The 13681-nt window shown below is 44.3% G+C and carries 11 protein-coding genes, 10 tRNA genes and 1 pseudogene; 2 read left to right on the top strand and 20 right to left on the bottom strand.

Annotated features, from left to right (window positions below; all coding sequences use genetic code 11):
• A partial coding sequence (locus tag L4B77_RS00770; RefSeq protein WP_146162275.1) for an IS3 family transposase occupies positions 1-205 on the top strand: 205 nt, incomplete at its 5' end.
• A 33-nt stretch (positions 206-238) separates the two neighbouring features.
• Positions 239-703: pseudogene (locus L4B77_RS00775) on the top strand (IS3 family transposase); the annotation flags it as partial.
• 31 nt (positions 704-734) lie between these two features.
• On the opposite strand, the gene L4B77_RS00780 reads toward L4B77_RS00775, so the two are convergent.
• From L4B77_RS00780 to L4B77_RS00875, 20 genes are all read right to left on the bottom strand, one after another.
• Positions 735-1577 (bottom strand): IS3 family transposase, encoded by an 843-nt coding sequence (locus L4B77_RS00780; protein ID WP_429748131.1) that lies wholly within the window; start codon positions 1575-1577, stop codon positions 735-737.
• A complete protein-coding gene (locus tag L4B77_RS00785; RefSeq protein WP_429748126.1) occupies positions 1574-2083 on the bottom strand; it encodes a helix-turn-helix domain-containing protein in 510 nt (169 codons plus the stop codon). Before L4B77_RS00785 ends, L4B77_RS00780 begins: the two co-directional genes overlap by 4 nt.
• 69 nt (positions 2084-2152) lie before the next feature.
• Positions 2153-2229: transfer RNA gene (locus tag L4B77_RS00790), tRNA-Arg, on the bottom strand.
• Positions 2230-2309: 80 nt separating this feature from the next.
• Positions 2310-2386 (bottom strand) — tRNA-Arg (locus tag L4B77_RS00795).
• A gap of 78 nt (positions 2387-2464) precedes the next feature.
• Positions 2465-2541 (bottom strand) — tRNA-Arg (locus L4B77_RS00800).
• Between the two features lie 80 nt (positions 2542-2621).
• Positions 2622-2698, bottom strand: a tRNA-Arg gene (locus tag L4B77_RS00805).
• A gap of 78 nt (positions 2699-2776) precedes the next feature.
• Positions 2777-2853 (bottom strand) — tRNA-Arg (locus tag L4B77_RS00810).
• A 79-nt stretch (positions 2854-2932) separates the two neighbouring features.
• A tRNA-Arg gene (locus tag L4B77_RS00815) sits at positions 2933-3009 on the bottom strand.
• A gap of 78 nt (positions 3010-3087) precedes the next feature.
• Positions 3088-3164: transfer RNA gene (locus tag L4B77_RS00820), tRNA-Arg, on the bottom strand.
• A gap of 89 nt (positions 3165-3253) precedes the next feature.
• Positions 3254-3346: transfer RNA gene (locus tag L4B77_RS00825), tRNA-Ser, on the bottom strand.
• Between the two features lie 44 nt (positions 3347-3390).
• Positions 3391-3467, bottom strand: a tRNA-Arg gene (locus tag L4B77_RS00830).
• A 43-nt stretch (positions 3468-3510) separates the two neighbouring features.
• Positions 3511-3603 (bottom strand) — tRNA-Ser (locus L4B77_RS00835).
• Positions 3604-4050: 447 nt separating this feature from the next.
• Positions 4051-4248, bottom strand: coding sequence for a carbon storage regulator CsrA (gene csrA / locus L4B77_RS00840; protein WP_009847619.1), 198 nt, complete (start codon positions 4246-4248; stop codon positions 4051-4053).
• A 92-nt stretch (positions 4249-4340) separates the two neighbouring features.
• Positions 4341-5522 carry an aspartate kinase gene (locus L4B77_RS00845; protein WP_429748132.1) on the bottom strand — a complete coding sequence of 394 codons (1182 nt, stop codon included), beginning with the start codon at positions 5520-5522 and terminating at the stop codon, positions 4341-4343.
• A 220-nt stretch (positions 5523-5742) separates the two neighbouring features.
• On the bottom strand, positions 5743-8325 hold the full coding sequence (gene alaS / locus L4B77_RS00850) for an alanine--tRNA ligase (protein WP_261838081.1): 2583 nt from the start codon (positions 8323-8325) through the stop codon (positions 5743-5745).
• A 332-nt stretch (positions 8326-8657) separates the two neighbouring features.
• Positions 8658-9698: a recombinase RecA gene (recA, locus tag L4B77_RS00855; RefSeq protein WP_261838082.1), complete on the bottom strand. Its 1041-nt coding sequence runs from the start codon at positions 9696-9698 to the stop codon at positions 8658-8660.
• A gap of 139 nt (positions 9699-9837) precedes the next feature.
• Positions 9838-10332, bottom strand: coding sequence for a nicotinamide-nucleotide amidase (pncC, locus tag L4B77_RS00860; RefSeq protein ID WP_429748127.1), 495 nt, complete (start codon positions 10330-10332; stop codon positions 9838-9840).
• Positions 10333-10746: 414 nt separating this feature from the next.
• Entirely contained in the window at positions 10747-10941 is a 195-nt protein-coding gene (locus L4B77_RS00865; protein ID WP_429748128.1) for a helix-turn-helix transcriptional regulator, read from the bottom strand.
• A gap of 462 nt (positions 10942-11403) precedes the next feature.
• Positions 11404-12111, bottom strand: a complete 708-nt coding sequence (locus L4B77_RS00870; RefSeq protein WP_429748129.1) for an IS3 family transposase — start codon at positions 12109-12111, stop codon at positions 11404-11406.
• A 149-nt stretch (positions 12112-12260) separates the two neighbouring features.
• Positions 12261-13454, bottom strand: a complete 1194-nt coding sequence (locus tag L4B77_RS00875) for an IS91 family transposase (protein WP_429748130.1) — start codon at positions 13452-13454, stop codon at positions 12261-12263.
• Between the last annotated feature and the right edge of the window lie 227 nt (positions 13455-13681).

Genomic DNA, 13681 nt, shown 5'->3' on the forward strand with positions numbered 1-13681 from the left:
GGGGAATTGTTGGGATAACGCCTGTGTTGAAAGCTTTTTCCACTCAATGAAAGTAGAAGCCGTCCAATACGAGCCGATAATGACCCGAGAAGAGATGCGCCAAGCGCTTTTTGAATACATTGAAGTTGATTATAATCGAACAAGAAGGCACAGTGCTCTTGGGTATCTAAGCCCAGTTAACTTTGAAAAACAATATGTAGCTTAATGCGGTGTCCAGTCTAACTGGAGCAGATCACTTGTGAGTGATATAACATACGTCCAATCGGATGAAGGTATTCACTACTTATCACTCGTTACTGATGCTTACAGTCGTAAGATTATGGGGTATGAACTCAGCAATGAAATGAAAGCAAGTGATGTGGTAAAGGCTTTAGATATGACGGTAAAAACTCGATGTTATCGTTATGCGGCAATCCATCACTCAGATAGAGGGCTTCAGTATTGTTAAAGTCTTTATCAAGAGAAGCTTAAAAAACATGATATAACACCATCAATGACAGATGGTTATGATTGTTACCAAAACGCGTTAGCCGAGCGCGTCAATGGTATCCTTAAACAAGAGTTCTTACTTTCTCAGTGCAAAGGTCTTAACGAGTTAAAAGTGCTTGTTGAAGAGTCGATATCTACGTATAACGAAATGAGGCCGCATCTCAGCCTAGGTATGAATACGCCAAATGAGGTGCATGAAAAAAGCCAGCGATAATGAAGTGACCCCATAAAGTTGGACATTTCTGTTAAGCGGCTTTCAAGGCCTGAGTTCGATATTCTATCGGAGTCAGGCCTTTTAGTTTCACTTTTATACGTTTGGTATTGTAGTACTCGATGTATTCTTTAATTTTCTCTATCAGTGCATCTGCATCTTCAAAGCTTTGGTTGTGATACATCTCTGTTTTGAGTAAAGCAAAAAAGTTTTCAGCAACCGCATTATCCAAGCAGTTACCTTTTCTCGACATACTTTGTGTTAACCCACTCTCCGCTACCTTTTTTTGATACTGTCGATGGCGATATTGCCAACCTTGATCGCTATGTATAATTGGCTTTGAGTTGGGTTTAAGCTTTGATATGGCTTCCGTCAGCATATCCGTGACAAGCGGCAAGCAGGCATTTTTGGCCACTCTATAAGCAACCACTTCTTGAGTAAACAAGTCGACAACGGGAGACAAGTATACTTTCTGCTCTTTGACTTTGAACTCCGTGACATCAGTTACCCACTTTTCGTCGGGTTGAGTCGCACTAAAATCTCTTTCAAGCACGTTGGGAGCAGCTGTTCCAGACTCTCCTCGGTATGAACGGTACTTTTTAATCCTGACTGTCGATTTAAGGTTGAGCTGAGCCATAAGCCTTTGAACCGTTTTGTGATTAAGCACGAACCCCTGATTTTTTAGTTCCAAGTGAATACGGCGGTAGCCGTATCGCCCCTTATGTTCATGATAAATTGACTTTATCAACCGCAGCTCACGTTCGTAGCTATTTGGGCGCTTGCTCGTTTGAGCCTGATAATAAAAGACACTTTTTGCCAGCTGTAGAGTGTGCAGTAAGTACTTTAACGGGTACTTGCCTTTAAGAGTTAGAGCTATGACCGCTTTTTCTTTGTTCGACGGTTTTTTTCCTGCTCCAACTCTTCCAACTTTTTTAGAACGGCATTCTCGGTTCGTAAGTAGACCAACTCCTCTTTTAGCTCCTCAAGTGTCATTTCATTATCAGGCTTAGTGGTACGTTGAGATTGCTGTTTCATTGAGGGTCTTCCTTTCTGGCGCATTTTGAGCCCCTTGATACCGAGCTCATTAAATCGTTTGAGCCAGACAGAGAGTATCCCAGGGGATGAGAGGTTTAATACTGCGCTAGTGTGCGTGAGAGACCATTCATTCGTCCACATTAAATTCAATGCTTTTCGTTTTGTTTGAGCAGTCGCGGCATGCTTAGTTGGTAAAAATGAATCAGTATCATGGATGGCAAAGACTTGAGCCCAATACCGTATCTGTCTTGAAGAAATTGAATATTGTTTTGCTAAGTAGAGAGATGACGTGCCATCTAAGTATTGCTTAGCAATGATACATTTTAGCTCTCGGCTATATTTGGACATAAAAAGACCCCCAATAATTGGTGTCCAACTATTGGGGGTCAGTTCAAAAACGAGGCTTTTTTTATAATGTGGCGCGCTCTGGAGGATTCGAACCTCCGACCGCCTGGTTCGTAGCCAGGTACTCTATCCAGCTGAGCTAAGAGCGCACGGTTTTCGTATCAACTTGTTGTAACCAACAAGGCAATACACGGGGTTTCATTCTTATCAGAAAGAAGCCCTTAAATAGTGGCGCGTCCTGGAGGATTCGAACCTCCGACCGCCTGGTTCGTAGCCAGGTACTCTATCCAGCTGAGCTAAGGACGCACGGTTTTCGTATCAACTTGTTGTCAACAACAGGCCATACAGGGATTTCATTCTTATCAGGAAGAAACCCTTAAATAGTGGCGCGCTCTGGAGGATTCGAACCTCCGACCGCCTGGTTCGTAGCCAGGTACTCTATCCAGCTGAGCTAAGAGCGCACGGGTTTTAGTATCAACGTGTTGAAACAACAAGGCAATACAAGGATTTTCATTCTTATCAGAAAGAAGCCCTTAAATAGTGGCGCGTCCTGGAGGATTCGAACCTCCGACCGCCTGGTTCGTAGCCAGGTACTCTATCCAGCTGAGCTAAGGACGCACGGTTTTAGTATCAACGTGTTGAATCAACAAGACAATACAGGGAGTTCATTCTTATCAGAAAGAAGCCCTTAAATAGTGGCGCGCTCTGGAGGATTCGAACCTCCGACCGCCTGGTTCGTAGCCAGGTACTCTATCCAGCTGAGCTAAGAGCGCACGGGTTTTAGTATCAACGTGTTGAAACAACAAGGCAATACAGGGAGTTCATTCTTATCAGAAAGAAACCCTTAAATAGTGGCGCGCTCTGGAGGATTCGAACCTCCGACCGCCTGGTTCGTAGCCAGGTACTCTATCCAGCTGAGCTAAGAGCGCACGGGTTTTAGTATCAACGTGTTGAAACAACAAGGCAATACAGGGACTTCTTTCTCATAAGAAAAAGCCCTTAAATAGTGGCGCGTCCTGGAGGATTCGAACCTCCGACCGCCTGGTTCGTAGCCAGGTACTCTATCCAGCTGAGCTAAGGACGCACATTATTCATTCACTGGGAATGATGTTGTGAAATATATCACATTCTTCGTGCTGCGAAGAAAAAAAAAGGCCACCGGCCTGTAATGAATGGCGGTGAGGGAGGGATTCGAACCCTCGATGCAGCTACAAACCACATACTCCCTTAGCAGGGGAGCGCCTTCGGCCACTCGGCCACCTCACCTAATTCATTATTCTCAAAACACTTGTAAGTAAGAATTAAGAGAATGGCGCGCTCTGGAGGATTCGAACCTCCGACCGCCTGGTTCGTAGCCAGGTACTCTATCCAGCTGAGCTAAGAGCGCACATTTACAATGCCTAATTTGCTAAATTTAGACGCGCAAGAAATGGCGGTGAAGGAGGGATTCGAACCCTCGATGCGGCTACAAACCACATACTCCCTTAGCAGGGGAGCGCCTTCGGCCTCTCGGCCACCTCACCGTCTTGCGGAGGCACATATTACGTTTTACCGAAAATATGTCAAACACTTTATTGAAAAAAATTGGACAAAAACACTCAACCGTTTGCAATTTAAACAAAGCGCTTGCAAATTGAACTTACCAGCACAATTTTATGCTTTTTCCCTTAAAAATTAAGGTGAAAGATTAGCTGTAATAAACAGCCAAAACAATTATCTCATTTATCTCAGAAGCCAGTGTTACCGTTATTCGAACCATACTACGAGATGCGTTGTTACGCTATAGGGATCGCCGGAAAACTTGAGTTTTAACAAAAAAATAGCCAAATGATCGGACTAAATCACGCTCATATTTTGATGCTTTATGTCGCGGTTTAAAAACGAATCCATGACACGACCAATTGGCATTGAAACGTTTCTAAAAACAAAAAAGGCCAGCAATAATGCCAGCCTCCTCTTTTCGCAAAGTATTAGTAGTTGCCAGGTGCAACGTTACCATTACCTTTTTCAGCTTGAATTCGCATGTAGATCTCTTCACGGTGAACAGATACTTCTTTAGGTGCATTAACACCAATACGTACTTGGTTACCTTTAACGCCCAGCACAGTAACGGTTACTTCGTCACCAATCATTAGTGTTTCGCCAACGCGGCGAGTCAAAATTAGCATTCTTTGCTCCTTGAGTAATCTCTAAATTTATCTAGCTACGAGAGCATTATCCAACAAAAGTTATATTTTCGTAAACTATCGTTTGAGTTTATTTAACCAAAATGCACTTCTTTTTTAGGATAATCCAATGTATCACGCGCTACAATATATGCATTGTGTAATATGTTAGCAGCCGTGTCGACTTGCATAGGTGGTAACACCAACGTTAAAGACTGCTGCTGCAATAAGTGATGCTGGACATCAATTTCGCCTTCAGACAATAATCCATGTGCACTGACCACAATATCTTGTGTTCGGCTTCCTACCACAGTTAACAAACTAACCTGTTCACTATTACGGATTTTTTCAGCAAAAACTAGTTTTAATTTGGCACTTATGTCTTGTTTAATAATGAGTACTGCTCGTTCTGTTTCCTCGATCACATTACAGACTTCGATCCCAAGCAACTGGCAATACGATATAAAAGACGGCAAATCTCCATTCAAACACTCGATACGCACCATATCTCTTTGGATGGCGATGCCAGCAATATCATTCAAACACTGATTACCTGCTATTAATGTACCCTCACCTTGTTCAAAGCTTGAAAGCACTCGCAATGGCACATTATGTTGCCACGCATACTGAACACACGGTAAGTGCAATACTTTGGCGCCTCGGCGAGCCATCTCTTCCATAGACGGAAAATCCAGAGTATCGAGCTTCTTCGCATGTTTTACGATCCTTGGATCACAAGAATAAACGCCATCAACATCGGTATAGATCTGACATTCTGTTGCCTGAAGCGCTCCTGCTAACGCAACAGCTGTGGTATCGGAACCACCTCGGCCTAATGTCGTGATGTCACCTTTTGCATTAACCCCTTGAAAGCCTGCCACAATCACAATCTGGTTATCATCGAGCAAAGCTTGAATAGGCGCAGTATCAATACGCTCTATCGCTGCATTATTATGATGAGAGTCGGTGTGTATTTTGGCTTGATAGCCCGTCATCGATGTCGCTTCATAACCTAACTTGTGTAACGTCATTGCCAGCAAGGCCATGGAGACTTGCTCTCCCGCCGTTAACAGCACATCCAGCTCTCTAGCGTTTGGGACACTATCGACTTGTGTGGCTAAGTTAACCAACCGATTTGTTTCACCTGACATAGCAGAAACGACAACCACGACCTGGTTCCCTTCATTTTTCGCTTCAATGACTTTCTCTGCTACATGGTGAATTCGTTCTATAGAGCCCACCGACGTTCCACCAAATTTCTGCACGATAAGAGGCATTTTCACCCGTCCTCACCTTCCCAAGACCAATGTCTATATATGACAAAAAAACACAGACTCCGCGTCAGGGCGAAGCAATAAAAAATTAACCAAGAAGTCTAACGTCACCAGTAAACTTCTTGGTGAATCTCAATCAAACCTTGTTTAGACACACTTTCAATAGACAAAATAAAAGATGCCCAATCAACGGATTGGGCATCTTTGTATCTAAAACTTAAGCTTAAAGACGCTCTTCTAGCCAAGTACGCACAGATTTAAGCGCTTCTGGTAGCGCTGCAACGTCGGTACCGCCCGCTTGAGCCATATCTGGACGACCGCCGCCTTTACCGCCAACTTGCTCGGCAACCATCTTAACCAGATCACCCGCTTTTACTTTGCCGATAAGATCTTTGGTTACACCAGCAATCAAGCCAACTTTACCGTCAGCTACGTTCGCGATAAGGATGACACCACTGCCCACTTGGTTTTTAGCGTTATCCACCATAGTACGTAGGTTTTTGTTGTCTGCGCCTTCGATTGCAGCAACCAGAACTTTAGTACCAGCGATCTCTTCAACTTTGCCCATGATGTTTGCGCTTTCTGCAGCAGCCATCTTTTCTTTAAGCAGTTGGATTTCTTTCTCTAAAGATTTCGCTTTCTTAGCAGATTCTGCCAACTTCTCTTCGTAAGCGTTAGCCTGAGCTTCTACTGCATCGAGAGCAGCTTCACCCGTTACCGCTTCAATACGACGAATACCCGCAGCAATACCACCTTCAGAGGTGATCTTGAATAAGCCGATATCACCGGTGTTGCTTGCGTGGATACCACCACAAAGTTCAGTAGAAAAATCGCCCATAGATAGAACGCGAACTTCATCATCGTACTTCTCGCCAAACAGTGCCATTGCACCTTTTTCTTTCGCTGACTCGATATCCATGATGTTGGTTTCAATCACGTGGTTCTTACGAACTTGTGCATTAACCAAACGCTCGACCTCTTTAATTTGTGCAGGAGTGACCGCTTCAAGGTTAGAGAAGTCAAAACGTAGGTTGTCTGGCTTAACTAAAGAACCTTTCTGAGCAACGTGCTCACCTAGCACTTCGCGCAGTGCAGAGTGAAGTAAGTGAGTTGCAGAGTGGTTTAGTGAGATAGCAGTACGACGCTCAGCGTCAACCGTTGCTTCTACTTTATCACCCTTAGCAAATACACCTTCAACGAGCTCACCGTGGTGCGCAAATGCGTTACCAAGCTTCTGAGTATCTTGTACTTTGAAAAGACCCGAAGTTGTTTTTAATGTACCAGCGTCACCACATTGACCACCTGACTCAGCGTAGAATGGTGTCTCTTCAAGGATGATGATTGCTTTATCGCCAGCCGATAGTGAAGCGACTTCTTCGCCGTCAACAAATAGCGCAGAGATTTCACCAGCACCTTCAGTTGCTGTGTAACCACAGAACTCAGTGTTGGTGTCTACTTTGATCGTCGCGTTGTAATCTGTGCCGAATTGACCAGCTTCACGTGCACGCTTACGCTGTGCTTCCATCGCCTTCTCAAAGCCCTCTTCATCGATAGTAAAATCGCGTTCACGAGCGACATCGTTAGTCAGGTCAGCTGGGAAGCCGTATGTATCGTAAAGTTTGAAAACTGTTTCGCCATCAAGCTCTTTGCCTTCAAGTGCATCTAGTGCGTCATTAAGAATAACCATGCCGCGCTCTAGAGTACGACCAAAGTTCTCTTCTTCAATACGAAGTACTTTTTCAACAAGCTCTTGCTGTTTCTTAAGTTCATCTGCCGCAGAGCCCATCACTTCAGCCAGTACACCCACAAGTTTGTGAAAGAACACACCTTGTGCGCCAAGCTTGTTACCGTGGCGAACGGCACGACGAATAATACGACGTAGAACGTAGCCACGACCTTCGTTTGAAGGCATCACGCCGTCAGCGATTAAGAATGAACAAGAACGGATGTGGTCAGCAATCACGCGTAGCGATTGGTTAGAGAGATCGTCATGACCCACAACTTCCGCTGTCGCTTTGATTAGCTTTTGGAATACATCAATTTCGTAGTTAGAGTGAACGCCCTGCATGATTGCAGAAATACGCTCAATACCCATACCTGTATCTACTGCAGGCTTAGGTAGCGGTTCCATTGTACCGTCAGCGTGACGGTTGAACTGCATGAATACGTTGTTCCAGATCTCGATGAAACGGTCACCATCTTCTTCAGGTGTGCCAGGACGGCCGCCCCAAATGTGCTCACCGTGATCGTAGAAGATTTCAGTACATGGACCACAAGGACCTGTGTCACCCATCGTCCAGAAGTTATCCGACTCGAACTGTTTACCGCCTTCTTTGTCGCCGATGCGAACGATACGGTCAGCCGGTACACCGACTTTTTTGTTCCAGATGTCGAATGCTTCATCATCTGTCTCGTATACCGTTACCAGTAGACGATCTTTTGGTAGTTGAAGCGTTTCAGTCAGGAATTCCCAAGCAAACGCAATCGCTTCTTCTTTGAAGTAATCGCCAAAGCTGAAGTTACCTAACATTTCGAAGAACGTGTGGTGACGAGCCGTGAAACCTACGTTTTCAAGGTCATTGTGTTTACCACCCGCACGTACACAACGCTGAGCCGTAGTTGCTCGAGTGTAGGCACGCTTTTCGGCGCCTAAGAAGCAATCTTTGAATTGGTTCATACCTGCGTTAGTAAATAGCAGGGTTGGATCGTTATGTGGAACTAACGATGAACTGTCTACGATTTGGTGTTCTTTGCTCTCAAAGAACTTAAGGAACGCGTTGCGAACCTCATCAGTGCTCATGTACATGCAGCTCTTCCTGAAAATAGTCGAGTTAGAATTTTGCCGTATTGTAGATCATGGTTAAGGCTTCGACTAGTTTTCTTGTAGAAAAGACACCCTTGGGCAGGATTTTAGTGGAAATTCGATAAAATGAAGAATATTCCACTATATCTAGCCGTGGAAAAGCAGAACGAAATTGACGACCTAGTACCGAAGAAACTCAGTCAACGAAAGAGAGTTGACCAAAGACATACTCGACGGAGCTGAACCAATAAAAAAGCCCCGCATAAAATATGCGAGGCTTTAAATTCTTTCAAAGCGGATGCTGCTTTCCAACATCCTCTCAATAAAACGTTAGCTTATAGCTCTTCGTTTTCTTCTTCTTTCTCTACGCCTTTCTCTTCAAGAACAGCAGGAGTCAGCAGTAATTCACGAAGTTTAGTATCGATCTCTAGAGCAACTTCTGGGTTTTCGCGTAAGTATTTACCAGCGTTAGCTTTACCTTGGCCGATCTTATCGCCTTGGTAGCTGTACCAAGCGCCCGCTTTTTCTACTAGCTTATTCTTAACACCTAAATCGATAAGCTCACCTTCGCGGTTGAAGCCTTTACCGTAAAGGATTTGAGTTTCAGCCTGTTTGAATGGTGCCGCAATCTTATTCTTAACGACCTTAATACGAGTTTCGTTGCCCACAACTTCATCACCATCTTTAATCGCACCAGTACGGCGAATATCAAGACGAACAGATGCGTAGAACTTAAGTGCATTACCACCGGTTGTGGTTTCTGGGTTACCGAACATCACACCAATTTTCATACGAATTTGGTTAATGAAGATAGCCATACAGTTAGACTGCTTAAGGTTACCTGTCAGCTTACGCATCGCTTGAGAAAGCATGCGAGCCTGAAGACCCATGTGGCTGTCACCCATTTCGCCTTCAATTTCTGCTTTGGGTGTAAGTGCAGCGACTGAGTCAATAACAAGAACGTCGATTGCACCTGAACGAGCCAGTGCATCACAGATTTCAAGCGCTTGCTCACCCGTATCGGGTTGAGAAACAAGAAGTGCATCGATATCAACACCCAGCTTTTGTGCGTAGATAGGGTCTAGTGCGTGCTCGGCATCGATGAAGGCACACGTTTTGCCGACTTTCTGCGCAGCGGCAATCAACTCAAGCGTTAACGTTGTTTTACCTGATGATTCTGGGCCGTAAACTTCTACGATACGTCCCATCGGTAGGCCACCAGCGCCCAGTGCGATATCGAGAGATAGAGAACCTGTAGAAATAGTTTCTACGTCCATTGTGCGGTTATCACCAAGACGCATGATAGAACCTTTACCAAATTGCTTTTCAATCTGACCAAGGGCTGCGGCTAACGCTTTTTGTTTATTCTCGTCCATTTCTATCTCCACATAATCGGTTGTCTCAACAAGCGATCTAGAATCTATTTCTAACCCACATAGGGGTGACTAATTGGCTTTCATTATACTGTTGATTCATACAGTGTCTATACCTGTGTGAAAATAATTTGTACAAATGCTACTTACCTTCCATTGATAAGTAATCATAAATAACTTGCAGGGCATGGTGCGTAGCCTGTTGACGTACTTGTGATCTGTCGCCTGGAAATACATGCGTTTCTACTTTATTCCAGCCATTTAGCACTTTCCAAGCAAAACACACAGTCCCTACGGGTTTATCTTCGGTCGCGCCGCCAGGCCCAGCAATACCACTGATCGCGACCGCGATTGTGCCATTTGAATGTTGAAGAGCACCATCAGCCATCTCGATGACCACAGGCTCACTCACCGCACCAAATGCAACTAAGGTTTCCCGCTGAACATCGATCATCTGTTGTTTTGCTTCATTACTGTAGGTTACAAAAGCACGGTCAAACCACGCAGAGCTCCCCGCAATATCGGTGACTGCACTCGCGACACCGCCGCCAGTGCAAGATTCAGCCGTGACTAATACATGTTTATGTTTCGCAAGTAAGTGTCCAACTTTTTCACTAAGAGCTTGAGTTTTCTGCATCTTTGGCTTCCCTAATCTGGCTATCTATCATTTGGTTGTGCATCTTTTCGCATGTGTCGCTTTTCGCGCGAAACGCTTTCACGTATCCTAAGTCGCAATAGAAATAAACGAAAGAAGTTACCTGTGAAAGCCGATCAAAAACACACTCCTGATGCATTAGTATGTAATTACATTAAAAACAACAACTTAAAGCAGTTTAAATTAGAAAGTCATACTTTTACCTATACTAACTAAAAAAGCTAACTCATTGATAGAAAAGAAACCTTAGTTCTCTACCTCGAATTCCAATTGGTTGCTTTTTGTCCGCACCTGCAAAGTTTCCAGTTACAAACTAAAGTATTCTACAAACCTAAAACCGTGACATCCTATATCCTCGAAACAAAAAAAGAGGGCTCTAACCTGCCCCTCTCAAATCTATATGTTCTGCCTTTCCGCGACTTGTGCTTTTATCCAGTTTTGAATATCACTTTCAACCCAAGCAACTGAGCGACGGCTCAAACGCACTTGCTTTGGGAACCGACATTCTCTTATGCCCCTGTAGATAGCAGAGCGACTCAAAGTCGTCATTTCAATCACAGCTTCTAATTTTATTAACTTAATTTGATTCATGTCATGCCTTACCTGAATGTTGATGTTCACGGTAATGACATATATCTAAAATATTTTGGATAACGCCGCCAACTCCTTCCTGCATTATCTATCGCTAAAAAATGAAAACCTTCCAACCGATATGGCTGAAAGAGCATTTTCATTAGTTAATGACCATAACGATACCAACCACTACGACCACTACCCCAAACAAGATTGGTAATAGTATTAAGTAGCTTTCATGAGCTGTGCGTATTTCTGAATAGTCGCGGGGGCAGACTTAAATTTACCTTCTTTTTTACGAAGTCTTCTACCTACTTTGTTTACTTCATTATGGAAAGAAGCACATTCTTCACTAGGTAGTCTGCGTCAATAAAGAAACTGACAACACTTGTATGACTCACAGGCTAGTAGTACGTCCTGACTGTCTAATTTGCGCGTAGTGGGATTGAATGATCTGCTCCAGTCAGACTGGACACCGCATTAAGCGACATATTGTTTTTCAAAGTTAACTGGGCTTAGATACCCAAGAGCACTGTGCCTTCTTGTTCGATTATAATCAACTTCGATATATTCAAAAAGTGCTTGGCGCATCTCTTCTCGCGTCATTATCGGCTCGTATTGGATGACTTCTACTTTCATTGAGTGGAAAAAGCTTTCAACACAGGCGTTATCCCAGCAATTTCCCTTCCTACTCATACTTTGTTTTAAATTATGAGCTGCGATTAAGTCTCGGTAGTCTTTTGAGCAATATTGGCTACCTCTATCACTATGGATAATCATTCCTTCTGGCATGCCTCTGCGGAACAAAGCCATTGATAGCGCATCACAGACAAGAGTTGCGGTCATTCTTGTACTCATTGACCAACCAACGACTTGCCGTGAATACAGGTCGATAATAACAGCTAAATACATCCAGCCTTCGCTAGTCGCTAGATAGGTAATATCTCCTGCCCATTTTTGGTTCGGTGCTGTCGCATTGAAATCTTGCTCAAGCAAGTTCGGGGCTACAGGAAGCCTATGCTTACTGTCTGTCGTACATTTGAACTTACGGGCGGCCTTCGYGACTAAGCTCTGGCGCTTCATGCTCGCGGCAATGGTTTTTACATCGTGCTTATTACCATTTGCCTCAAGTTCTTTTTGAATGCGCCTTGCACCGTCGCGTTCCTTTTTAAAGGTAAGGGATCTCAATGTTTCCTTACCTGAACAGTAGCGGCTTAATTCACGTCAGAATGAGTGCCTGACTGACCTAACTCCTGCTCTACAATCTAAACACGGGTGTTTAATGACCACTTTCTCGCTGTTTTCGCCATTTCAGACGCACTCATCCTACGAAAGAACTAAATTGACCTGATTTGGGATTGAACCAGAGCATGATGAACCAGCTCTGACAGCGGCTCTCCTGCTCTAAAACGAAGAAACGTCATATGGTTCCCACAAAGAATGCACTCAAATGGGTCAACCTTCACATACCCTTTCAGCATGGCTGCGTAACCGGGCATTTCTGGGGAGTCTTCAGGGGCGATGCCTAAGGCATCGTAGACCTTAGGGAGCATCTCACTGCGACGTCGGTTTGATAGAAAACCAAAGTATCGAATCATTTTGAAGTGCTTATCTGGGATATGCTCAATCATGCGCTCTATCAGGGCTTCTGGACTCAAAATAAGGGATTCAGTCCGCCCATTCCTATGATTAAGATAGTCAAACGTCACCAAGCCTCCCTGGAAGTTATGTCGTAAACGCGAGGCTGATATCGGTGGGCGTTTTAGGTATCGACCTAGGTAAGTCATGGTAGGGGTCACATTGGCCGTTTTCTTTGCAAAGTGCAGCTTCCAGCGGCGGCAATATTGACTGATTAAAAATCGAGACCAATCTTGCTCATGACGAACAAAAGGGCAGCGCTCTCCAGTCAAGTTTAACTGTGAATAGTTGGAATCAAGAAGTTGAGTGATGGCAGCGCGCCAACACTTTTCCGTGGTCTTAGCTTTAAAGAAAATGGGCTTCCACAGGCCAGTCTTCTTGCATAAGCCTCCACGCGTGACAGACAAATGGATGTGCACATTCCAATTCAGCTTCCTGCCGTAGGTGTGAAGTGCACAGAACACGCCGATATCGATACCCAGTTGCTTTGCCCACCCTAAGAAGATTTTGGCCGCACAACCGAAGAGACGGTTGAGAAGAAATCGGTTATAGCGAAAGATGGGCCACAGCGTGTGTGGAAGCGTCAACGTAACGTGTTGATATTCACACTCAGGGAAGACATGTTGTTGCTTTCTTATCCACCGCTCTGTGGCTTTAATGCCACAACTGCTGCAAAATCGAGATTTACACGTCTGGTGAATGAATTTGTGATGAGTGCAGTTGGCCTGACAGCATCGATACTCTTTAGAGCCAAAAGCGGCGGTACTGCAAGCGAGCATCTTGGTGACATTTTCAATGACGACGGTTCGGAGCGTTTTCCGATGTTTATTGAGGTAGTTTAGCCAATTATCGTTGGCATTGAAGAGTTGTTTGATGGGCTTATTCGGATGCATGACCTATAGGATAAACGATTCATGTAAAACGACCTAGTAGGATGAGTCTCTTTGTTTTCGGCCGTAGGCCGCTCAGGCGACAACGTCGCCGGTTCAGCTATCTGAAATTGCATCTTGGATTATACCAATGACAGCATTCGTTAATGCTATAACTGGGCTGATTAAGATCTGTAAATCCTAGTATCTGAAATCTACAAATGAGTAACCCTACGATCGTTGTATTCGAT

It is taken from the genome of Vibrio minamisatsumaniensis (genome assembly GCF_050337445.1).
GTDB classification, from domain to species: domain Bacteria; phylum Pseudomonadota; class Gammaproteobacteria; order Enterobacterales; family Vibrionaceae; genus Vibrio; species Vibrio artabrorum.

Bases quoted from the DNA above. Each gene is read 5' to 3' on its own strand.
- L4B77_RS00845 (WP_429748132.1), bottom strand. From the start codon at position 5,522: ATGCCTCTTATCGTGCAGAAATTTGGTGGAACGTCGGTGGGCTCTATA.
- pncC (WP_429748127.1), bottom strand. From the start codon at position 10,332: ATGCAGAAAACTCAAGCTCTTAGTGAAAAAGTTGGACACTTACTTGCG.
- recA (WP_261838082.1), bottom strand. From the start codon at position 9,698: ATGGACGAGAATAAACAAAAAGCGTTAGCCGCAGCCCTTGGTCAGATT.
- alaS (WP_261838081.1), bottom strand. From the start codon at position 8,325: ATGTACATGAGCACTGATGAGGTTCGCAACGCGTTCCTTAAGTTCTTT.
- L4B77_RS00785 (WP_429748126.1), bottom strand. From the start codon at position 2,083: ATGTCCAAATATAGCCGAGAGCTAAAATGTATCATTGCTAAGCAATAC.
- L4B77_RS00865 (WP_429748128.1), bottom strand. From the start codon at position 10,941: ATGAATCAAATTAAGTTAATAAAATTAGAAGCTGTGATTGAAATGACG.
- L4B77_RS00875 (WP_429748130.1), bottom strand. From the start codon at position 13,454: ATGCATCCGAATAAGCCCATCAAACAACTCTTCAATGCCAACGATAAT.
- csrA (WP_009847619.1), bottom strand. From the start codon at position 4,248: ATGCTAATTTTGACTCGCCGCGTTGGCGAAACACTAATGATTGGTGAC.